The following is a 22,216-nucleotide window of genomic DNA, read 5'->3' on the forward strand; positions in this document are numbered from 1 at the left end:
TATTTTTATACTAAAATACTTTACACCAATAACTTATCTGCTTTCACTGCTTCAAATTCACTTTTTTCGCTTTCGCACATTGGGCAACAATAATCAGCTGGTAATTCGGAGAATTTTACTCCTGCCGCAATACCATTGACAGCATCACCAAAACGACTATCATAAATGGTAAAGCAAGTTTTACATTGATGTAATTCTACTTCGGTTTCTTCTTTATTTAAAGTTGCCTTTTTCACTACTGTTGTATCTACTTTCTTAACTGCATAGAAGCGTTTTGATAAACGTTGCAAAATTTCAGGAACGTGCGCTCTGTTTACTCCTTTCTCAAATAAAGTTAAAGTACGATTGTTCGGGTTAAAATCAACCGTATGATAAATATCAAATACATGAGAAATTCCAGCAAAAATCTTTCTTTTCTTAATAACTACCGAACCAAATACTTCCGACTTTGAACGTGTCTGAATTGCAAAACTTAAACCAAAAGTACGCACATCTTCATCATCAAATTCACGAATAATGGCTTTTTTCAATGATAAGCCTTCTGGTGATAAATCTTCTACTTGCCAGTTCAATTCGTTAGCTGCATGACGAACGTTGATGCCGTACTTACCTAATAGTTTGTCCCAAAGGTTTCTATGTTTATTTTCAATTCCTTTGATAATCAATGATTTCCAAGGCGTTGTACAAATTTGACCAACTTTGGTTTCAAGACATAATTCGCAAATTTCAGATAAAAATTCTATTGGGAAGGTTTCATTTCTTCTATAAATTCCTAACCAAGTTTTTTCTCCGTAACGGTTAAAGCCTTCGTAATAAGGTAATGAAAATTTAGGCAATACTAGCTCTTCAAGGATTACTTGTGAAATAATTTCTCCTTTAGCAATTACTTTTTCATAAACTTCATTTTCGTCCATCTCGCCAGCATTCAAAATTACTTCTTCTATGCGCTTACATACTTTGGGAATTTCTAAAGTATAAATCAAAATCGGAAAGCGAAAAACTTTGTTCGATTGCTTAAAACGCACATACAAATACCAGAAATTCTGAATGGTTGAGGCGATGAAATTCAAATTACCCGTAAAAAATGGTGTGAAAGATTGCTGAGAGTCTGAAATATTGACTTTTAACTGAGGTTCGTAATCAAAACCATCAAAAATATCTCTATAAATTCCTTCTGAAATCCACTGTCCTGTCGGAAAAACTTCTTCTGCACAATACGAAGAAATAATATTAGGTTTTTTATCTGTATCTTCTTCGAAAGAAATATTAGTTTCGTACAATTTTTTCTTAAATTCTAATATACTACTTCCTCGAACAATTTCTGATTTAACATACATCAACAATTGTTGCCTTGCTCCGAACCTTACTTCTCTAACTCCTGCTGATTTTGCTGCTAAAAGAATACTTTGTAAAGTGCCTGGCGAAACAATTCCACCAGTTAGATTTATTTTAAGTAGTGAGTAATCTTTCATGTTGAATATCATTTAAATAATTTATCAAATATATAAATAATTAGCGTAACATCATAGTGATTTATACTTAATATACTGAAAATCAAATGCGTATTATAGGTAAAATCTTCGTATAACTATTTTAATATTTTATATAAATGCGATTTATCAAATTGTATTATTCCTATAAATATGATTTTTTTTAGAGGAACTTTCTTGAAAAAGTGAAAATAATTGCTTCTTCATGATTGACATATCAAAATCCTTTTCTAAGTTTACATCGTCAAACGAATGACACGGATAAAATTCTAAGCGCTGAGTTGAAAATTAAAATCAATTTCCTTTTTCAAACGAAAGCATCTTTTATTAAGTGACGTCCAAATAGAAAATACTTTTAATACAGAAAAATAAATTCTTAGAAAAATACAAATTATCCTTTTAATAAATTTCATCATTAATAACAATTAAATAATAAAGTCATGAAAAAGAACACAGTTAAAGCATTTATCGTAGCAGTTACTATGGTTTGCTTATCAAACGTAAATACTTTCGCTTCAAACTTCGACGAATCAGCTAGCCTTGTAAAAAGCAAAATTGCTCAAGTAAATAACTCATTAAGCTTCAATGTTTGGGTTGACAACGTAGCAAGCAAAAAAGTTGTAGTTGTAGTTACAGATGCTGACAAAAACGAAATTCACCGTGAATATGTTGATACTAAAGGTGGTAAATTCGCTAAAACTTTCGATTTCTCTAGCTTAGCAGATGGAAAATATACTATCGAAGTTATCAGCCAAAATGTGAATGTTGTTGAATCAAAATCTTTTGAAATCAAAACAAATCTTATCACAAACCGTGACGTTGTTGTAGCTATCCGTTAATCTTTAAACATTAACGACTATGGCAAAACAGTTTTTTAACCTCTGTACAATGAATTTAGGGAAGTCTGTCTAACGATAACTTCCCTATTTTTATGTCAAATTTAAAATTAAGCTTCTACCAAAGCCTCTTTTAAAGCATTCTCTAAAATAGCTCTTACTTCTGGTCGGCAACTTCCGCAACCCATTCCAGCTCCCGTCTGTGAACACAAAGCTGTGAAATCTTTACAACCGCTTGCAATGGTAGTTTTCAAATTTCCTTCGCCTACATTATTACAAGAACAAACCAATTTTCCCATTACTGGGTCAGCTTTTTTACCACTTCTTAATAATTCTAAACGTTTGTCGGATAATTCTATGCCATTGGCAATTAAATCTTTAAACTCTAAGAATTCAGATTTATCGCCAATCAAAATCGCTCCAACCAATTTATCATTATGAATGATACATTTTTTATAATAGCGTTTTGCTTTATCAATGAAAATAATCTCCTCGTAATCAGGTGATTTAGGCGTATCAATCATTCCTAAAGAACATAATTGTACTCCTTGTATTTTCATGATGTTCATCGAAAGCGAGCCTTTGTAATAACTAGCAAAATCGCCTGCAATATATTTTGCAATGATATCTGCTTGTTGTTCGGCGGCAGCTGTAATTCCCCACATTTGTCCACGCCATTGAGCGATTTCCCCTGCGGCAAAAATACTTTCGTCGGATGTTTGAAGATAATCATTCACCACAACTCCACGATTTACTTCAATGCCTGCCGCACGAGCAATTTCAACATTTGGAGAAGTACCAATGGCAAAAACGGCTACTTGTGCATCAATTTTTCTACCTGACTTTAAGCGAACGCCTTCAAATTTATCTGTACCATAAAAAGCTGATACTTCATCATTGAAATAAACATCAATGCCTAAGTTTAATATTTCTTCGGTCAACAATTCAGAGCCAAGTGGGTCTAATTGTCTATCCATAAAACGGCTAATGCGTTGAACAATCGTTACTTTTACATTGATTTCACGCAAAGAAGCTGCCAATTCAAGCCCCAATAAACCTCCACCAACAATTAAAGCATGTGGATTATCTTGTTTTAAAAATGGCATTAAACTATCGGCATCAATACGAGAACGCATATTGAAAATTCCCGGAATTTTTGGAATAGAAGGTGGCATAAATGCTCTTGAACCCATTCCTAGAATCAATCTATCATAAGTATGCTCGTTTCCTTCTGAGTCAACAATGGTTTTATTTTTACGGTCGATATTTACGACTTCAATGCCTTTATGAACATGAATGTTAGATTCTGTGAATTGATCTTCACGTAATTTTACCAATTGCGACCAATCCTGAGCGCCAGAAATATAATCTGGCAACATTACTCTGTTGTAAAAAGGATGGATTTCTTTTGAGAAAACGTGAATCTCATCTGTTTGATTAAGCTCACGATAAGATTTAATGAAGCCTAAACCCGCAGAACCCGCACCGATAATGATAATTTTTTCGTGTGGTTTTACGTAAGCTCTTACTTCTACAGCCGTGAATTTAAAATCTGGTTCTTTTGAACGTGGGTCGTACAAACTATTGGTTAAATTGTTTGTTCTACCAAAATCGCTTCCTAAAATTCTACCGAAGTGCATCGGCATAAAGCAAACGCCTTTTTTAACATCCGTAGTAACTTTGGCTTTTACTTGTGCTTTTCCACGACGACCAACAATTTCAACAATTTGATTATCGGAAATTTGTCTTTCTTGGGCATCTTCTGGATGAATTTCCAGATAAGGTTGAGCAATGTGTTGATTGAGTTTATTGACTTTCCCAGTTTTGGTCATGGTATGCCATTGGTCACGGATACGACCAGTAGTCATTACTAAAGGGAAATCTTCATTCATGCTTTCAGAGTGGTTTTCGTCTGGCACAGCATGAATTTTTGCTTTTTGATTGAAGGTGTAGAACTTGCCGTCTGTAAACAAGCGTCTTGTTCCTGACTCCTTAAAAGATTTTTCCACAGATTCAGCATTGGCAGGATATGGCCATTGAATACTTCTATTCTCTTTTAAAATCTCATAATTAAGCCCTGAAATATCAATATTTGTTCCTTTAGTTGAACGACAATGTTCGTCGTAAACCTCAGAAAGGGAAGTGTAATTAAAGGCTTCGCCAAAGCCCATTTTGTTAGCGAAAAGGTTAATAATTTCAGTGTCTGATTTTGCTTCGCCAGGAGCGTCTAGCACTTTAGGTAAATGTGTAATTCTTCTTTCAGAATTAGTCATTGTTCCTTCTTTTTCTAGCCATGCAGCCGCAGGAAGTACAACATCAGCATATTTGATAGTATCTGAACGATTTGAAATATCTTGAACAACTACGAATTTGGCTTTTTCTAAGGCTTTTTCAACCAAAGTAACATCTGGCAGACTTACTAAAGGATTGGTGCAAACTACCCAAATCGCTTTCATACGTCCATCTGCCAAAGCTTCAAACATTTCTGTGGCAGAGAAACCCGGTTTATCCGAAATTTTTGTGCCTCCCCAAAAAGCTTGTACTTCATCACGATGTGCTGGATTCAATAAATCTCTGTGCGCTGGCAACATATTAGCCAAACCGCCTACTTCACGACCGCCCATTGCATTGGGCTGACCAGTCAATGAAAAAGGACCGTTTCCTTCACGACCAATTTTACCCGTAATTAAATGTAAATCAATCAAAGAAAGGTTTTTATTCACTCCGATAACAGACTGATTCAAGCCCATTGTCCACATCGATAAAAATCCCTTTGATTCGTGAATATATTGTGCCGCTAATGTTATTTCTTCAAGCGTAACCCCACAAATTAAAGCAGATTCTTCCAGCGATTTCTGCATTACTTGTGCTTGATATGCCTCAAACCCGTCAGTGTTGTTAGTGATAAAATCTTGGTCTATCCAATTTTTTTCGATTAATACTCTACCAATGGCATTAGTCAAAGTAATGTCTGTTCCGGGATGAATTTGTAAATGTAAATCTGCTTGACTAGCCGTTTGAGTACGTCTTGGGTCAACTACAATGATTTTTACATTCGGATTCGCTTGTTTGTGCGCTTCTACTCTTCGCCAGATAATAGGATGACACCACGCTGGATTAGCACCTGTTACAAAAAAACAATCTGCTAATTCAATGTCATCATAACAAACAGGAACAGAATCTTCCCCCAAAGTAAGCTTATAACCAACCACCGCCGATGACATACAAAGACGAGAGTTGGTATCAATATTATTAGAACCAATAAAGCCTTTAATAAGCTTATTGATTACGTAGTATTCTTCTGTAAGACATTGCCCAGAAACATAAAAACCGACAGAGTCGGGACCATATTTTTGAATAAATGTTTTGAAAATGGCAGCAGTACGGTCGAGGGCAGTATCCCACGATACTCGTTGTAATGGCATATTTCGGTTGAATCTCATTTCTGGGTACAGCAATCTATCTGATTGATCCATTACTGTATAATGCAGATTCATTCCCTTTGAACATAACATTCCTTTACTTGAAGGGTGATCTTTGTCTCCTTCAAGATGCAGCCTACCATTGCCTAAATCTGTTACTTCCACACCACAACCAACCCCACAATACGAGCAGGTAGATTTATACTTTTTAAGATTTGATTTACTGCTCATTTCTTTTGACGATTTATAATATTTATTTCAATTTCCAATTTTACTATTATCAGTATAAGCCTAAGGAAAGAATGCTTAACACGCTATTTATAAGCACTTTATCTTTAAAGGTATCGACATAGTCAAATTTTTAATTTTTATAATTATATTTTATTCCTTGTAAAAACATTCGGAAAACAAATTCTTCCGCACAACAAACATTTTTTCTTAATCAATCATCAATAAAAAGCTCTCATCGGTTTAAAAAATCAGTTTTATGAAAAAATCAGCGTTTTTTTAAATTTTTTCTTTGTAAAACTGGTCGATGTTACTTAGATTTGTTTAACGTTTATCTCAAAACGCTATACAATATAGCTTTGAAAAAGCTGTTTTGGAATTTGATTTAGCTATTTATAAAATACTTAACCATTCCAAAATCTCATTACCTAGATGCCTCCGCCAAGGTTTAGGGACAAATCCCGAAGTTCAACACTTCGGGATTTTTTATTTAGTCTTCAATAGAGAACTTATCAAACAACAAGCTCAATAATTCGTCATGAACTCTGATGTACTCAGGGTCATGAGTAATATCTTTTTTGTTTCTTGGTCTTGGTAAATTGATGTCAACAATTTTCTTGATAGTTGCAGCTGGACCATTGTTCATTACAACAACTTTATCTGCTAAGAAAATAGCTTCTTCAATATCGTGCGTAACCATTACAATTGTTTTGTTACGATTATCTAAATTCCAAAGTTTCAATAATTCAATGTGCATTGAACCTTTCGTAAGGGCATCTAAGGCTCCGAATGGTTCATCTAACAAAAGAATACTTGGGTTGATGGCAAAAGCACGAGCAATGGCTACACGCTGTTTCATTCCCCCCGATAATTGACCTGGCAACTTATCCTTGTGTGGTGTTAAATTCACCATTTGGATATAGTGATCTACAATCTCGTGCTTCTCTTTAGAATTTTTATCTTTGAAAACAGAATCAACTGCTTCATAGATGTTTTTGTAAACCGACATCCAAGGCAATAAAGAGTAGTTTTGAAAAACGATTCCTCTGTCTGGACCCGGTCCTTTTACGATATTCCCGTTGGCAATTACTTCACCAGACGATGGCGTTACCATTCCTGAAATGGTATTCATCAACGTTGATTTTCCACAACCAGAGTGACCAATCAAGGCTACGATTTCACCTTTTTTTACTTCTAAACTAATGTCTTTTACCGCAGTAAAAGTACCTTTTGAACCTTTGAATGCTACCGTAACGTCTTTAATATCGATAGCAGTTTCACGGTTATTTATTTTATGGAAGTCGTTAGCTGAATCAGCTAATTGACTTGGATTTACGATGTTAGTCATAGGAAATAATGATTTTGATGTTTGAATGAATATTCAAAATATGATTTCTTCGGCTTATTTTTTATCCCAAGAAAAAGCATTTTGTAATCCGTTGAATGCTTTATCGAACAATAAACCAACTGTTCCGATAATAAGAATTGCGACCAAAATTCTTTCCAAAGAAAGACCATTCCAACTATCCCAAACAAAAAAACCAATACCTACACCACCCGAAAGCATTTCGCCAGCTACAATTACTACCCAAGCAATACCGATTGATAAACGCAAACCAGTAATGATGTGTGGAATAGCAAAAGGCAACATAATTCTCGTTAAATACTTCCATTTCGAAAAGCCGAATGCTTTTCCTACATTTTTATGATCATCTGGAATACTTGATACTCCAAAAGCTGTATTAATCACTGTTGGCCATAAAGACGTAATAGCAATGATAAAAATCGTTGCTCCATCAGAAGCTTTGAATGCTAATAACCCTAAAGGAAACCAAGCCAAAGGCGATACTGGACGAAGGATTTGTACAATTGGGTTTAATAATTTCATCCCAATCTTTGTTGAACCCATTAGCAATCCCATTGGAATAGCAATTAAACTTCCTAAAGCAAAACCTGTTGATACTCTTCCTAATGAACTTAATAATTGAATTCCGATTCCTTTATCGTTTGGTCCATAATCATAAAATGGATCTGCAATAAGTTCTTTAAAGACAATCCAAGTTGAAGCTGGATTAGGAATTTCGGCTTTTGTGATGACTGAAATTAGATGCCAGATACCTAGCAGAATTATCATGCTTGCCACAAAATATATAAAGTTGATGGCTATATCTTTAATTGAAACTGATTTCATAATCTTGGTGCTTGTTATCAATTATCGGTTAACACTAAAAATATTAACCGATAATCGCTGACAAACTTTATTTTTTGGTTGCTTTTAAGTAATCGTCAATATTAGCTGGGTCGAAAACAACATCATAAGTAGTTTTGAAAGGCTTCATATCCACTTGAACTGGAACACTCATTTCTTTAGCTACTTCTGCAAACAAATCATCAAGAATCAATTTTTCAGCAATGGCTTTATAACTTGGTTCTGCTTTTAAATATCCAAAGCGAACATATTGTGCCAAAAACCACATAGCGTGAGATTTACGAGGAGTATTTACAACACCATTGTTATAGAAAGTCATGTAATCTCCTTTGTATTTCTGAACGCCTAAATCACAACCTAAATCACTTGAGCCTAATAAACGGGCCTCAATTACTTGTAATGGAGCATTTACATAATATGGTTTCGTTAACCAGCTTGCTGCTTTTTTACGATTTCCCATATTATCTAACCATTTACAAGCTTCGATAATCGCCTTCATTACTTTTTTCAAATCTTCTCTTTCTTCAGCTGCAAATTTCGAATTTACTACCAAAGCTTTCTCAGGATGATGTTGCCAAATATCTTGTGAAGCAATGTGTGTAAAACCAACATTTTGTGCTGCCGCAACACCATTCCAAGGTTCACCAACACTAAAACCTTCCATATTATCAACACGCATATTGGCAACCATTTGTGGCGGTGGGATAGTGATAATACCAACCGACTTTTGATTTACACCTGCTGCTGCTAACCAGTTTCTTAACCAAATATCATGTGTTCCACCCGGGAAAGTCATCGCAAATGTTACTTCTTTTTTAGTTTTAACATCTTTGATGGCTGCCGCTACTTTGTTCATTTCTTTATAACCAACCAAACCACAGAAATCTTTTGAAAGTGTAATGGCTTGACCATTGTTGTTCAAGACCATAGCGATTTTCATTTCTGAGCCTGCTTTTCCACCAATACCTGTATAAACTGAAAGTGGCATCGAAAATAAACAATGTGCACCGTCTAATTCACCATTCAATACTTTGTCACGGATATTTGCCCAAGAGGCTTCTTTTGAAAGTTCTACATCAACGCCATATTTTGCGAAAAGACCTAATTCTTTTGCAGCTACAAGTGGCGCACAGTCGGTAAGTGGAATAAATCCTAATTTAATTTTTCTAGCTGGTGGATTCATTCGTGATGCTGAAACTGCAATGGAAAATACCATCAAACAGATTACAGCAATTGAGTTTTTTAACAGAGTTTTCATATTTTTTTGTTTTTTTATTTAAGAATACTTCTCGTTTCGACCCCCATCGAATTGAGAAGCTATATTATATTATTGAGTGATTTAGCGATTGAGTGAATTAGTGATTACTAAAAAATATTCACACCTCACCATTCACAATTCACACTAGTACTCACTAAATTATTTAATCGCTACTGGTTTAGCGTAAAAGAAATCTGGACGAATGTTAATCATGGCATAAAACCAGGTTCCAGTTTTGTTAAAGTTATTAGCTGCAACATCGGTAGTGGCTTGTCCTTTTGCAAATGGCATATTGGCGGTTGCCATCATAACAGAATAGCCCAATTCAAGGTTTGTGAATTTATTCATATTGTAATTCAATATGAAATCTATTTCATTCCCTAAATCTGTTCCTACCAATGTTCCATCACCTTTTGTTGTTGCTTTGTTCAATGCAAATGAATGATAATCAACACCAACTGTTACAGTGTTTGTTGTATATTTTGCTTTGAAATATCCGTTATTCAAACCTCCAGCAGGCGAGTTTGTGCCTACATAGAAGTAATCCATATATCCCCAGTGTTTGTGTGGCGTTCCGTAAAGTGGGTCGAAGCGATTATTTTTTCCAGTTGAAGCTTTGTAATTGTTCGTCGCACTTGTACCATCGTTTCCAGAAAGCACATCGTATCCTAAAGTAAATGCCCATCTACTTTTTTGATAAGTAGCAGCCAATGTGTAGTGATACGCATCCATGTCATTTCCTTCACGGTCTTTACCAGTTTGTCCGTAATAAGCTCCTTGTAAAGCGATTTTTCCAAAACCTGAAGCATTCCCAATCGTGTGATTAATCATCAAACCATACGTTGTACGACTACGTGACTGTCCGTAATCGAAAGCATCAGTAGCACCAGAAGCAACGAACCTTCTACCATAAACGTAACCTGTAGAAGCACTTCCAACTGAATCTAAACGATAAGCACTGAAATCATCTTGGAAAAATAAACCAGAGAATTTAGTTTGGTTAAACTTTCTACTGATATAAACACTTTTGAAAGACTTATAATCTTGAGAAGCGCCATTGGTTGATGGAGGGTTAATCCATGCCAAAGCACCACCTGTTTTTACTGAATTAGCTCCAATTCCTCCGCCTACAGTCAATGGAATAATGCCTGCAGGTGTTGGTACTAAAACGCCAGTTGAAGTTCTTGTTGTTGGGCTTAAATTGGCTGGTACATAACCTGTTCCAGTAATACCAAAAGCATCAGCATTTTGGTTGAAAGCCAAACCAACATCAAATTGCCATCCATGATGTACTCCTTTTAGTAAAACCATGTCATGACGGCGACCTTGCTGTAACCAATCAAGGTTACCAATTAAACGAACGTCATCATAAATCAATTCTTGACGACCAATTTTGATACTCAATAAATCAACTAATTTGAATTTAATCGTAGTATCAGCTTTGTTAGCTAAAGTTACTTCTGCCCAACCTTCATGAAGCATCAATTTTGCTCCATCAGCATTTGAAATAGAAGAAGCATCTTGTCCCCAAACACGAACATCTTGAACAGCAGCACCAAAAGTTACTCTGTCCCATTTATAACCAAAGTTTAATCTTGTTCTTTGAGAAGTAAAAGCAGCCGATTTAGCATCGTTTACTACTAAATTTCCCAAACCATTTCGTACTTCTGTACGAGTTCTCATTTGCCCTTGCAAAGTGAACTGAGCTTTTGCGATGAATTGGGTAGAAGTACCCAAAAATAAGACCAAAGCAAGTTTAAAAATGTAAGATTTTTTCATACTTTTGTGATTGATTGTGAAAAATTTTAACAGAGTTTACGCAATTTCGCCCGAACTGAGACCCCCATCTCGTTCGGGTTTTTCTTTATTTTTCAGTCGATAGCCCCCACTATCGTTTCAAAATTCTAATCATTTTAGAATGGTTAATAGCACAATATTTCAAATAACTTTTCCTCAAAAATTTGAGATGGATTTGCAAGCACTTCTGCTTGCAAAGTTTGGTCTAAAGAGGTGTTAAGCTACTTCTAACGTTTGTTCTGTTACTGGTAATGCTTTTCTGTCGAATTTAATGAGTGCTGTTAATCCCCCAATCACAGCTACACTTATTCCAATATACATGAATGCCTCAGCATAAGTAATCGTTTCTGATTTGAATAAAAATCCAGCAAGTACTCCACCTAAATTTCCTCCTGCACCAACAATTCCTGCTACTGAACCTACATTTTTTGAATCTATAAAAGGCACGATAGCATAAGTAGCACCGTTTGCCATTTTCAAGAACATTGCAAAACCTAACATCGCCATTACTGCAAAACCAATTGAACCTGTTTGTGCAAATAACATGATACCTAAGCCTTCCATCGCTAATAAACCAGCTAATAACCAGCCTTTTCCTTTCATACCATAGGTTTTACCTACTTTATCTGCAACAATTCCTCCGATTGCTCTAGCGAAAAGATTCATGAATCCGAATGCTCCAGCTAAAAGTCCTGCTGTTTTCAAATCGCAAGAGAAGTTTTCTGTAAAATATAATGCTGCTACATTATCAAATGTAATTTCAATTCCGAAACAAGCGCCATAAGCTAAAAACAATATCCAAGTACGATAATCAGATGCTGCTGAAAAGAAAGAACCTTTTTGTACGGCTTCTCTTTTAATATTAGCATAATTTCCAGCAGGAGTATCTTGTGTAAATCTGTAGTAAACAAATGACATGACTAATAAAATAGCACCCGGAATTACCATTGCATATCTCCAAGCATCATGATTTACATAACCAGCGCCCACGAAAGCTGCAAAAACCAAGGGCATTACCATGTTTGTGATTCCTCCGCCAAGATTCCCCCAACCTCCAGCTACTGCGTTGGCTGTACCTTTAATATTTGGAGCAAACATTGCAGAAGTATGATATTGCGTGATAACGAACGATGCGCCAATTACACTAATTGCTAGTCTGAAAAGTAAAAATGATTCGTAACTATTCGCTAAACCGATTGTCATTACTGGAATTGAACCAATTGCCAACAACCAAGTATAAGTAAGTCTTGGCCCTAAAGTATCGCATAAACGACCGATGATTAAACGGGCAAAAATCGTTGCAGAAACTGATGCGATGATGATGTTACCAATTTGTCCTTTTGTTAAGCCTAAATCGTCTTTTACGATTTTCATCAATGGCGCAATACCAAACCAACCAAAGAAACAGAAAAAGAATGTAATCCAAGTAATGTGAAAAGTTTGCATTTGAATTCCTTTGAATGAAAATACATTCAATGAATCAAGCGGCTTGTTTGTACTAATATTTTTCATAACCTTTTTGTAAAACAGAGAAATCATCTTCTGTGAATTTCTCCGATTTGTTAAAATCTATCGCCCCCACGATAGACTTTTTTCAACGGATGCTGAAGGGAAGAAAAAAACTGATTGTGTAAATTTTAATTATTAATAATAAAATTCGTTTACTTACTATAGCTTGTTGCTCAAAGCCAATTCATCACTAAACTTTTCAATAAATGAAGGATGCAAACTCACCACTTCACCGATAACAATCACAGCAGGATTTGAAATTTGCTGTTCTTTAACAATTGGAATAATAGTAGATACCGTACCGATTGCGAAATTCACATTATTACGAGTACCGTTTTGTATAATTGCGATGGGTGTTTCACTTTTTCCATTCATTGCGAACAATTCACAGATTTGAGTCAACTTACTCATTCCCATCAAAATAACCACCGTTGCTGTAGATTGCACTGCCAATGTTATATCTTTTGATAACTCCCCAGCTTTTGTTGTTCCTGTAATTACCCAAAAGCTTTCTGAAAAACCTCTCGTTGTTACTGGAATCCCGATAGATGCTGGTGCGGCAATCGCTGAAGTAACTCCTGACACTACTTCGCATTCTATATTAAAATTTCTTGCGTATTCTATCTCTTCAAAACCTCTTCCAAATACAAATGGATCACCACCTTTCAATCTCACAACGTGCCCATACTCTAAAGCCAAACTAACAATCTTTTGATTAATCTCGTCTTGTGTATAAACATATTTTCCTAAGCGTTTTCCGACATAAATACGAAGTGCCTTTGGATGAGCAAACTCTAATAACTCTTCATTTGCAAGCGCATCATACAATACTACATCCGCCGACTTAATTGCACGAATCCCTTTTACAGTGATGAGCTCTATGTCTCCCGGGCCGGCACCAATTAAAGTTAATCTTGGAATATTCATATTTTAGTATTTTATACTTGAACAATGATGATTATAAATACTCAGTTGTGATTTCGATACAAACATGGCACATAATTGTTAATAATCAAAATAAAAGATTCAAAAATTATTAATTTTCTCAAAAAATTTGCAAAATCACAAAAAATAGGTTTAAATTTGAACATGAAATAAGCATTTTTACGCATTTTTAAGAAAAAGTGGTTTATATTTAAAGTACAATTATTAAAATTTATATTTTTTCTAAAAATAGTTATAAATACTCATTTTCATACAAATACAAATACTGATTTAAGGTTTTCAAATAAATACTTAGTCATTAGAAAACATCAAGTCATTTTGTATAAGTATTAATCATTAAAAGTGTCAATCATAATCTTGTATCATTTATGAAAAAGAAAATTGTCGTAGTGGGGAACGGCATGGTCGGTTATAAGTTTTGTGAAAAACTTATTTCAAAAGATGTGTCTAAAAGTTTTGATCTGGTCGTTTTTGGCGAAGAGTCTCGCCCCGCTTACGACCGTGTACACTTGTCAGAATACTTTGCTGGTAAAACCGCAGACGATTTGACAATGGCACCAAGCAGCTGGTACAAAGAGAATGGTATTACACTTTATCTTTCAGACCCAGTTGTTGATATTGATAAAGATGCTAAAACGGTACGCTCTCATCATGGAATCGTTCTTAATTACGATTACTTGGTATTAGCAACAGGTTCTGCGGCATTTGTGCCACCGATTCCTGGTGTTGAAAAAGATGGCGTATTTGTATATAGAACTATTGAGGATTTAGATTTGATGCAGTCACACGCTAAAACTGCCAAAAAAGGGGCAGTAATTGGTGGTGGCTTATTAGGATTAGAAGCAGCAAAAGCTTTATTAGATTTAGGATTAGAAGAAACGCATGTAATTGAATTTGCACCAAGATTAATGCCAAGACAAATTGATGAAGCTGGTTCAAAAACACTTCAGACAAAGTTAGAAGCATTAGGTTTACAGATTCATCTGAATAAAAATACTCAGGAAATTGTTGGAGATGGCATCATCGAAGGAATGAGTTTCGCTGATGGCTCTAAGCTTGATGTAGATATGTTAGTAATTTCTGCTGGTATTAAACCACGTGACGAAGTTGCCAAGATTGCTGGATTAGAAGTAGGTTCTCGTGGGGGTATTATCGTAAATGATAAACTTCAAACATCAGATCCAAATATTTTTGCAATCGGTGAATGCGCATTGGCACATCACATGATTTATGGTTTAGTTGCGCCGGGTTACGAAATGGCCGACGTTGTAGCAACTTCAATCATTGGTGGCGAAAAAGAGTTTAAACCTTTTGATATGTCAACCAAATTAAAATTGATTGGTATCGACGTAGCAAGTTTTGGTGATGCTTTCATTCAAGAACCAAATGCACAAACTATCGTATTTGAAAATACTGCAAAAGGTATTTACAAAAGAATCAATATTTCAAACGATGGCAAGTACTTATTAGGTGGTATTTTGGTTGGTGATGCAGAACAATATAATATGTTGTTGCAAAACACTAAAAACAAAGTGCTTTTACCTGCCGACCCAGAAGATTTGATGTTGGGTTCAAGAGGTGGAGGTGAACATGCAAGTTCTGGCGTATTGTCTTTACCAGACGAAGCCTTGATTTGTTCTTGTGAAGCAGTAACCAAAGGTGGAATTTGTCATGAAATCATCGAAAATAAAGTAACAACACTTGATGGCATCAAAAAATGCACAAAGGCTGGTACTGGTTGTGGTGGTTGTGTGCCGATGGTGAAAGATTTGATTAATGAAACGATGAAATCGCAAGGTGTTTTTGTAAGAAACGTCCTTTGCGAACACTTCGACTATACTCGTCAGGAATTATTTGATTTAGTAAAAATCAAAGGCTACAAAACTTATGACGAAGCTTTAGATAATTTAGGAAAAGGAGATGGTTGCGAAGTTTGTAAACCTGCGGTGGCTTCAATCATTGCAAGTTTATGGAACGAAATGATTTTGGAAAAAGGTAACGCTACCGTTCAAGATTCTAACGACCGCTACTTAGCCAATATCCAAAAAAATGGTACTTATTCGGTAGTACCAAGAATTCCGGGTGGAGAAATTACTCCTGAGAAATTAATCGTTATCGGACAGGTTGCACAGAAATATAATCTATATACTAAAATCACGGGCGGACAAAGAATTGACTTATTCGGTGCACACGTAAGCGACTTGCCAGACATTTGGGAAGAATTAGTGAATGCAGGTTTCGAGTCTGGTCACGCTTACGGAAAATCTTTAAGAACTGTAAAATCTTGCGTAGGTTCTACTTGGTGCCGTTTTGGTGTACAAGATTCTGTATCGTTTTCTATTGAAGTTGAAGAGCGTTATCGTGGTTTACGTTCTCCGCACAAGTTAAAATCAGCGGTTTCAGGCTGTACTCGTGAATGTGCCGAAGCACAATCAAAAGATTTTGGTATCATCGCTACAGAAAAAGGTTGGAATTTATATGTGTGTGGAAATGGTGGTGTAAAACCTCGTCACGCAGAATTATTAGCTACTGATATTGACTCAGCCACTTGTTTGAAGTACATCGACCGTTTCTTGATGTTCTATATCAAAACGGCAGAGCCACTTACTCGTACTGCCCCTTGGTTAGATAAAATGGAAGGCGGCATCAATTATTTGAAATCAGTAATTATTGATGATGCTTTAGGAATGAACGAACAATTTGAAAAAGAAATGCAGTTTTTGGTAGAAGCTTACAAATGCGAATGGAAAGAAGTAGTAACCAATCCAGAACTTCGTAAGCGTTTCACACACTTTGTGAATGCTCCAAAAATGAAAGACCCTTATGCCAAATTTGAACCAATGCGTGATCAAATCAAGGCCGCAGAATGGAAGTAAAATAGTTTAATTGAATGAGCTTTTGGGTAATTAATCTTCAAAAGTTCATTCTCAATTCACTCAATCATAATTACAACAATGATAGCAGAACAAACAATCACTTGGCATGTAGCATGCAGTGTTGAAGATATTCCAGAAAACGGAGGCGCTTGCGCTTTGATTGAAGGCGAACAAATTGCCATTTATAATTTTACTCGTCGTGGCGAATGGTATGCTACGCAAAACCAATGCCCACACCGCCAACAAATGGCGTTATCGAGAGGAATGATTGGCTCGACTGGTGCGGACAATGAACCAAAAGTAGCTTGCCCTTTCCACAAAAAAACATTTTCATTACAAACTGGAGAATGTTTAAGCGGCGATGAATACACGATTAAGACTTACCCAGTCAAAGTAGAAGATGGGCAAGTATTTGTGGGTGTCTAGCAAGAAAGATTTTACAAATTGATATTCACAAAAACTTGCGAATTATCAGTTTGTAAAATCCCATTACATGATTTTTCAAAGAAAAATTTTCAACAATCTCACAATCAGCAAATTACTTGAAAACTATAAATGATTTTTTCCGAAAGTTTGGTATATTTCAAGTTATGAAGCCACTTGATAGTCAAATTTTCCACAGACTTACTCGCCTCTATGTGATAGCCCTCACGATGGTGGCGTTGCTTTCTATGTCTGGACAAATTATTATTCAAGTATTTCTGAATTCGTTGATTGATGATTCACATGTTGTCAATATTGCAGGGCGCCAAAGGATGTTGAGCCAAAGGCTTTCTAAAACAGCCATTTTGTTGTGTCGTCCAGATATTTTTCAAGCCGATGCCGAGCATTATTCGGAAGATATTAAAGAAATTATCACTTTGTGGGGACAAAGCCATGAAGGACTAAAAAACAAAGATTTAAAAACCGACGGTAAAACTTATACCGTAAGAAATAGCCCTAAAATTGATAGCATGTTTCGAGAAGTAGATCCTATTTTTCAAACCATTTTATCAAATGCTAAATTAATCAGTGAGCGCATCAATAAACCTGTGAGTAATCAGGACGAAACCATGCGTGCTGCATTACATCAAGTATTAGTAAACGAAAGGCTTTTTCTGAAAATGATGAACAAAATCGTTTTTCAGTACGATGTTGAATCAAGAGCAAGAGTTGATACGACGAAACGAATTGAATTGATTTTATTCATCATTTTGTTCAGTATTCTTATTTTAGAAGGTTTTGTCATTTTCCGTCCGATTGCCAATTATATTCGACTTGTCATCAAAAAATTGACAGATTCGGAAAGTGAATTGCGCCAAACCAATGAAACACTTCTCAAAACTCAGCAAGCTTTGGTACAAGCTACAGAAGAGAAGTTTAAACTACAATTAGCTGAAGAAAAAGTACGTTCTGCCTCCTTGATGGAAGGGCAAGAAATGGAACGTAAAAGATTAGCCAGAGAATTACACGATGGAATCGGACAAATGTTGACGGGTTTGCGATTACATGGAGAAAAAGTAAAAAGCTTTTCATTCATCAATCCAAAACAAGATAAATCATTTGATGAATTACAAAAACTGATACAAGAAACCATCGAAGCTACCAGAACTGTGGCATTTAATTTAGCGCCTTCTGTACTGAGTGATTTTGGCGTAACGCCAGCCATCAGAATCTTGACGGAACAAGTAGGCAAAATGTCGGGTATCAGTATTGAATTTCAAGAAAAGAAAATTCAACGATTGCCAGAAGGAGTAGAAGTATGTCTTTATAGAATCACACAAGAAGCGATTCATAATGCAGTAAAATATTCAAAGTCGGAAAAAATAAAAGTAGAAATAGCAGAGAATGAGGGTTCTATTCGATTAACTATTTCTGATAATGGAATTGGTTTCGACTTGCCAGCCATCCGAAAATCTTTGGGCGGTAGCGGTCTAAAAAATATGCAAACAAGAGCCGAATTATTAAATGGTACTTGTAAAATTCAATCAAAAACAGGAAAGGGGACTAGTATCTTAGTTAACATTCCGATTGCCACAAACAACAAACTAATTACTAAGCGGAGAAAAAATACTGAAAGAGTATCCTAGTACTTAAGTTGAATATCTTAAAAAAAATTAATAAATTCAACATTAAAAGCATTAGCAATTTCTGGTACATAAGTATTTTATAATTACTCTCTGTATATAATCAACAAAAATTATGAACCCAATTACAGTATTATTAGCAGATGATCACGACGTTGTCAGAAAAGGGATGAAGATGCTCTTGGAAGACGAAGAAAGCGTGAAAGTAATCGGAGAAGCTTCTGATGGCTTAGATGCCATCGAGAAAGTAAAAGCTTTGTCACCCAATGTTGTTATTTTGGATTTGACCATGCCTAAAATGACAGGCATTGAGGCTGCCAAAATTATTTCAGAAGAATACCCTGAAGTACGCATTCTTATTTTTTCAATGCACAACAACCGTGAATATATCATCAATTCTGTTGAAAATGGTGCTAGTGGTTACTTGTTAAAAGATACTGGTAAAGAAGAACTAATGCGTGCGATTAATGTTGTTTCGGAAGGAAGAAAGTATTTTCCACCTGAAATTTCAGAAGTAATTATCGACGAACTTCTTTCAAAAACAACGGGAAATCAACCTGATACGAGCAGACCGATTTTCCAAAAAATCACCCCGAAAGAAAAACAAATCTTAGAACATATCGTACAAGGCTACAATAGTCGAGAAATTGCGGATAAACTATTCCTAAGTATTCGTACTGTTGATAATCACCGTGCGAACATGATGAAGAAAACTAAAGCAAAAAATACAGCAGATTTAGTAAAAATGGCGATTGGATAATTATCGTTTCAAATAAGATAACCGTTTCTTTTCATCCATTTTTTCTATCGCATAACGAAGCATCGTTCTTGGCATTTTTGTGAGGTTTTCTTCTAAAAATTCCTCCAAAGCCAATTCATCTCTTTTCCCAATCTCACGTAACATCCATCCACAGGCCTTGTGCATCAAGTCGTGTGGATGAGTGAGGAAAAGTACAGAAAGCTTAAAACAATCTAAAAACTGACCTTTTCTGATAAAAGCCATTGTAGAAACTACGGCGATTCTCTCTGACCACAAATGTTTACTTTCTGCTAATTGATAAAGTACTTGTCGGTCTTTATTGAGTAAATATTCTCCTAAAATTTTATAGCATGAACAATCAACCAAATCCCAATTATTAATTTGGGGAAGGTTATTCAGATAAAATTCAACGATTGCTGTTCTTTTCTCTTCATCTGCTTTTTGAAATTGTTCTACCAAAATCATCAAGCCTGTAAATCTAAATTCATGTATTTTATCGTCTAATAAAATCTGAATATCAGCAAGTGTAATTACTTTCCAAAACTCTTTTACCAAAGTCCTTACTTCGGGATTGGTAATGCCGATAAAAATATCGCCTTCGCCGTATTGCCCTTCGCCTGTTTTGAAAAAACGAGCCGTTTGTATAGCTCTTTCTGGTTTAGCGAGGTTTAGGAGTGCTTGTTTGAGCTTTGCTAACATGACTTGAATCTACAATGACTATTTTACTAACACTATTGAAAGGGACGATTTCCGTCGTTTTTGTTTCGGGATGATACAAGAAAATAAAGTTGCTTGTTGTACCAACTAAAGTAGGAAAAGGTGGCTTAACACTTTTGTTGTCCGAATTATAATATACCTGTACTACTTGTCCTTTTCCTGTTTTTATTTCTTTGCTTTTATATCGTGCATAAAAATATGCAGACTCTGGAATATACACCAAAAGAACCATCATATAGCCCCAGAAGTAATAATTCCCAGTTTGTTTAAACCATTTATTCCACCTTTTTTTCTCTTGTTTGAGGAAATAGTTAGGAAATTTAGTCATTAACCATTTATTCAAATAGTAAATCAAAATGGTTAAAATGACCGTCAATACACTAAATAATAAGTAAAAAGGGTCTTTGAAGGCAATCAGAATAAAGTCACTGATTTGAGAGTAATCCAGAATATTAATATCAAACACAAGGAAATATGCTCCACTAAAAATCATTCCGATAGCCGTAAGAATTAAATAACTAACTGTAAAGAACAAGGTTTTATCATGTTCAAAAATCTTGAACATCTTTTTTACCTTCTCCTCAAATTCAGTATGTGCTATAAAGCTTTGCGACTGTGGTGTAAGCATTGCATTGAATTTTACTCCAAAATCTTTCTTATTATCTTCTTCCTCGTCTTGGGTCTTCACGTTTTGTTTTGCCAAATGTTTTTTTACGAGCGTCTTTTCCTGCTGTAATGTGCTGTTTTTTATTCTTTACTTCTTTTTCTTTAGCTTTTACTTTTCGGTCTTTTTTCTCGTGGAAAGCACCTTTAAAATCTGGGTCTTCACGCTTTTTCTGTTCATCAATTTCACGTAACATAATTTGTTTTTCAACAAATGGTGTTTGTAATACTTCTAATTCTACAGGAAGTGCCTCACGTGGAATTGGCATTTTGATAATTTTCTCAATTTTGCCGATGTGATATTCCTCCGCTTCGGTCATAAAGGTAATGGCTTCACCTTTGTTGTTAGCACGACCAGTACGCCCGATTCTGTGAACATAATCTTCGTAAATCAAAGGCACGTCAAAATTAATTACGTGACTTACCATTTGAATATCTATTCCACGAGCAGCCACATCAGTCGCTACTAATACTTGAATATTTCCTTCTTTGAAATCTTCCATCGAATTGATTCTGGTATTTTGCCCCTTATTCGCATGAATCACTCGAATCTTGTTTTCTCCAACGACTTTTCTTCCTAAGTATTTAAAAATATTGTCGGCAATTTCTTTACTTCTACAGAAAATAATGGTTCTGTTAAACGTTTCGTGGTCACGCATTAACATTCCCAAAAGGTTAATTTTGGTCATGAAATTGGGTACTTCGAACAAACGTTGTTTTACCATATCCGCTGTTGTGGCTTGCGGACTTACTTCTACTTTATGAGGAAACTCTAGGAATTCGTGCGAAAGGTTTTCTACTCTTGGAGGGAAAGTTGCCGAAAACAATAAGTTTTGTCTTTTCTTCGAAGGAATTACTTCTAAAATATTACGGATTTGAGGCATAAAACCCATATCCATCATTTTATCGGCTTCGTCCAACACTAAGGTTTTTAATTCTTTTACGCCAATTTCACCTTTAGAATATAAATCTAAAAACCTTCCCGGGGTGGCAATCACAATATCAACACCCGCTTGCAAGGCTTCAATTTGTGTTTTAGGCCCTAAACCACCAAATAAAGCGATATGACGAAGGTCTGTGTATTTTGCTAATTGTTTTACGGTTTCATCAATTTGCATCACCAATTCACGAGTAGGAGCAAGGATAAGTACACGCATCATTTTGCCTTGTGCGTACTTTACTTTCATCAAAATTGGTAATAAATAAGCGGCGGTTTTTCCTGTACCTGTTTGGGCTATTCCCAGTACGTCGTGTCCACCCATTACTAATGGAATGGCTTGCTCTTGAATTGGCGTAGGTGCTTGATAGCCAGCTTCTTCAATGGCATTATATAATTGGCGATTGAGTTGAAAATCTTCGAAAGTCATAATTTATAAATGTTATTTGTCATCGGATTGCGGTACATCGCTTTTCCTGAAAACATTTACAAAGGTACGAAAA

The 22,216-nt window shown here is 35.5% G+C and carries 16 protein-coding genes; 5 read left to right on the forward strand and 11 right to left on the reverse strand.

The annotated features are described in order from the left end of the window. Nucleotides 1–20 precede the first annotated feature (20 nt). Nucleotides 21–1,472 carry a rubredoxin gene (locus VB798_RS10515; RefSeq protein ID WP_323258430.1) on the reverse strand — a complete coding sequence of 484 codons (1,452 nt, stop codon included), beginning with the start codon at nucleotides 1,470–1,472 and terminating at the stop codon, nucleotides 21–23. Between the two features lie 458 nt (nucleotides 1,473–1,930). Here VB798_RS10515 and VB798_RS10520 point away from each other — a divergent pair, with 458 nt between their 5' ends. Beyond that, a complete protein-coding gene (locus tag VB798_RS10520; protein WP_323258431.1) occupies nucleotides 1,931–2,329 on the forward strand; it encodes a hypothetical protein in 399 nt (132 codons plus the stop codon). A gap of 107 nt (nucleotides 2,330–2,436) precedes the next feature. On the opposite strand, the gene VB798_RS10525 is transcribed toward VB798_RS10520, so the two are convergent. From VB798_RS10525 to cobA, 7 genes are all read right to left on the reverse strand, one after another. Continuing rightward, nucleotides 2,437–5,979 (reverse strand): molybdopterin-dependent oxidoreductase, encoded by a 3,543-nt coding sequence (locus VB798_RS10525; RefSeq protein WP_323258432.1) that lies wholly within the window; start codon nucleotides 5,977–5,979, stop codon nucleotides 2,437–2,439. 487 nt (nucleotides 5,980–6,466) lie between these two features. Further along, complete coding sequence (locus VB798_RS10530) at nucleotides 6,467–7,324, reverse strand: ABC transporter ATP-binding protein (protein WP_323258433.1); 858 nt, start codon at nucleotides 7,322–7,324, stop codon at nucleotides 6,467–6,469. Nucleotides 7,325–7,378: 54 nt separating this feature from the next. After that, nucleotides 7,379–8,167 (reverse strand): nitrate ABC transporter permease, encoded by a 789-nt coding sequence (ntrB, locus tag VB798_RS10535; RefSeq protein ID WP_323258434.1) that lies wholly within the window; start codon nucleotides 8,165–8,167, stop codon nucleotides 7,379–7,381. A 67-nt stretch (nucleotides 8,168–8,234) separates the two neighbouring features. Beyond that, nucleotides 8,235–9,443 carry a CmpA/NrtA family ABC transporter substrate-binding protein gene (locus tag VB798_RS10540; RefSeq protein ID WP_323258435.1) on the reverse strand — a complete coding sequence of 403 codons (1,209 nt, stop codon included), beginning with the start codon at nucleotides 9,441–9,443 and terminating at the stop codon, nucleotides 8,235–8,237. Between the two features lie 159 nt (nucleotides 9,444–9,602). Continuing rightward, on the reverse strand, nucleotides 9,603–11,222 hold the full coding sequence (locus tag VB798_RS10545; protein ID WP_323258436.1) for an alginate export family protein: 1,620 nt from the start codon (nucleotides 11,220–11,222) through the stop codon (nucleotides 9,603–9,605). Between the two features lie 234 nt (nucleotides 11,223–11,456). Continuing rightward, a complete protein-coding gene (locus VB798_RS10550; protein ID WP_323258437.1) occupies nucleotides 11,457–12,686 on the reverse strand; it encodes an MFS transporter in 1,230 nt (409 codons plus the stop codon). A 222-nt stretch (nucleotides 12,687–12,908) separates the two neighbouring features. Further along, entirely contained in the window at nucleotides 12,909–13,676 is a 768-nt protein-coding gene (gene cobA, locus VB798_RS10555; RefSeq protein WP_323258438.1) for a uroporphyrinogen-III C-methyltransferase, read from the reverse strand. A gap of 386 nt (nucleotides 13,677–14,062) precedes the next feature. Here cobA and nirB point away from each other — a divergent pair, with 386 nt between their 5' ends. The 4 genes from nirB to VB798_RS10575 all read left to right on the forward strand — a co-directional run bounded on the left by nirB (nucleotide 14,063) and on the right by VB798_RS10575 (nucleotide 19,396). Continuing rightward, nucleotides 14,063–16,570 carry a nitrite reductase large subunit NirB gene (nirB, locus tag VB798_RS10560; RefSeq protein ID WP_323258439.1) on the forward strand — a complete coding sequence of 836 codons (2,508 nt, stop codon included), beginning with the start codon at nucleotides 14,063–14,065 and terminating at the stop codon, nucleotides 16,568–16,570. A gap of 78 nt (nucleotides 16,571–16,648) precedes the next feature. Further along, nucleotides 16,649–16,996 carry a nitrite reductase small subunit NirD gene (nirD, locus tag VB798_RS10565; RefSeq protein ID WP_323258440.1) on the forward strand — a complete coding sequence of 116 codons (348 nt, stop codon included), beginning with the start codon at nucleotides 16,649–16,651 and terminating at the stop codon, nucleotides 16,994–16,996. Between the two features lie 164 nt (nucleotides 16,997–17,160). Then, nucleotides 17,161–18,639, forward strand: coding sequence for an ATP-binding protein (locus VB798_RS10570; protein ID WP_323258441.1), 1,479 nt, complete (start codon nucleotides 17,161–17,163; stop codon nucleotides 18,637–18,639). A gap of 112 nt (nucleotides 18,640–18,751) precedes the next feature. Then, nucleotides 18,752–19,396 (forward strand): response regulator transcription factor, encoded by a 645-nt coding sequence (locus VB798_RS10575; RefSeq protein ID WP_323258442.1) that lies wholly within the window; start codon nucleotides 18,752–18,754, stop codon nucleotides 19,394–19,396. Here VB798_RS10575 and VB798_RS10580 read toward each other — a convergent pair whose 3' ends face one another. The 3 genes from VB798_RS10580 to VB798_RS10590 are packed head-to-tail and all read right to left on the reverse strand — an operon-like array spanning nucleotide 19,397 to nucleotide 22,143. Further along, entirely contained in the window at nucleotides 19,397–20,095 is a 699-nt protein-coding gene (locus tag VB798_RS10580) for a DNA alkylation repair protein (protein ID WP_323258443.1), read from the reverse strand. It abuts the gene before it with no gap. Further along, entirely contained in the window at nucleotides 20,055–20,801 is a 747-nt protein-coding gene (locus VB798_RS10585; RefSeq protein ID WP_323258444.1) for a hypothetical protein, read from the reverse strand. The genes VB798_RS10580 and VB798_RS10585 overlap by 41 nt, the downstream gene beginning before the upstream one ends. Further along, nucleotides 20,773–22,143: a DEAD/DEAH box helicase gene (locus VB798_RS10590; protein WP_323258445.1), complete on the reverse strand. Its 1,371-nt coding sequence runs from the start codon at nucleotides 22,141–22,143 to the stop codon at nucleotides 20,773–20,775. The genes VB798_RS10585 and VB798_RS10590 overlap by 29 nt, the downstream gene beginning before the upstream one ends. Nucleotides 22,144–22,216: the final 73 nt, after the last annotated feature.

It is taken from the genome of Arcicella lustrica, from assembly GCF_034930985.1.
In the GTDB taxonomy this organism is placed as follows: Bacteria; Bacteroidota; Bacteroidia; order Cytophagales; family Spirosomataceae; genus Arcicella; species Arcicella lustrica.

Bases quoted from the DNA above. Each gene is read 5' to 3' on its own strand.
- VB798_RS10515 (WP_323258430.1), bottom strand. From the start codon at position 1,472: ATGAAAGATTACTCACTACTTAAAATAAATCTAACTGGTGGAATTGTT.
- VB798_RS10520 (WP_323258431.1), top strand. From the start codon at position 1,931: ATGAAAAAGAACACAGTTAAAGCATTTATCGTAGCAGTTACTATGGTT.
- VB798_RS10525 (WP_323258432.1), bottom strand. From the start codon at position 5,979: ATGAGCAGTAAATCAAATCTTAAAAAGTATAAATCTACCTGCTCGTAT.
- VB798_RS10530 (WP_323258433.1), bottom strand. From the start codon at position 7,324: ATGACTAACATCGTAAATCCAAGTCAATTAGCTGATTCAGCTAACGAC.
- ntrB (WP_323258434.1), bottom strand. From the start codon at position 8,167: ATGAAATCAGTTTCAATTAAAGATATAGCCATCAACTTTATATATTTT.
- VB798_RS10540 (WP_323258435.1), bottom strand. From the start codon at position 9,443: ATGAAAACTCTGTTAAAAAACTCAATTGCTGTAATCTGTTTGATGGTA.
- VB798_RS10545 (WP_323258436.1), bottom strand. From the start codon at position 11,222: ATGAAAAAATCTTACATTTTTAAACTTGCTTTGGTCTTATTTTTGGGT.
- VB798_RS10550 (WP_323258437.1), bottom strand. From the start codon at position 12,686: ATGCAAACTTTTCACATTACTTGGATTACATTCTTTTTCTGTTTCTTT.
- cobA (WP_323258438.1), bottom strand. From the start codon at position 13,676: ATGAATATTCCAAGATTAACTTTAATTGGTGCCGGCCCGGGAGACATA.
- nirB (WP_323258439.1), top strand. From the start codon at position 14,063: ATGAAAAAGAAAATTGTCGTAGTGGGGAACGGCATGGTCGGTTATAAG.
- nirD (WP_323258440.1), top strand. From the start codon at position 16,649: ATGATAGCAGAACAAACAATCACTTGGCATGTAGCATGCAGTGTTGAA.
- VB798_RS10570 (WP_323258441.1), top strand. From the start codon at position 17,161: ATGAAGCCACTTGATAGTCAAATTTTCCACAGACTTACTCGCCTCTAT.
- VB798_RS10575 (WP_323258442.1), top strand. From the start codon at position 18,752: ATGAACCCAATTACAGTATTATTAGCAGATGATCACGACGTTGTCAGA.
- VB798_RS10580 (WP_323258443.1), bottom strand. From the start codon at position 20,095: ATGTTAGCAAAGCTCAAACAAGCACTCCTAAACCTCGCTAAACCAGAA.
- VB798_RS10590 (WP_323258445.1), bottom strand. From the start codon at position 22,143: ATGACTTTCGAAGATTTTCAACTCAATCGCCAATTATATAATGCCATT.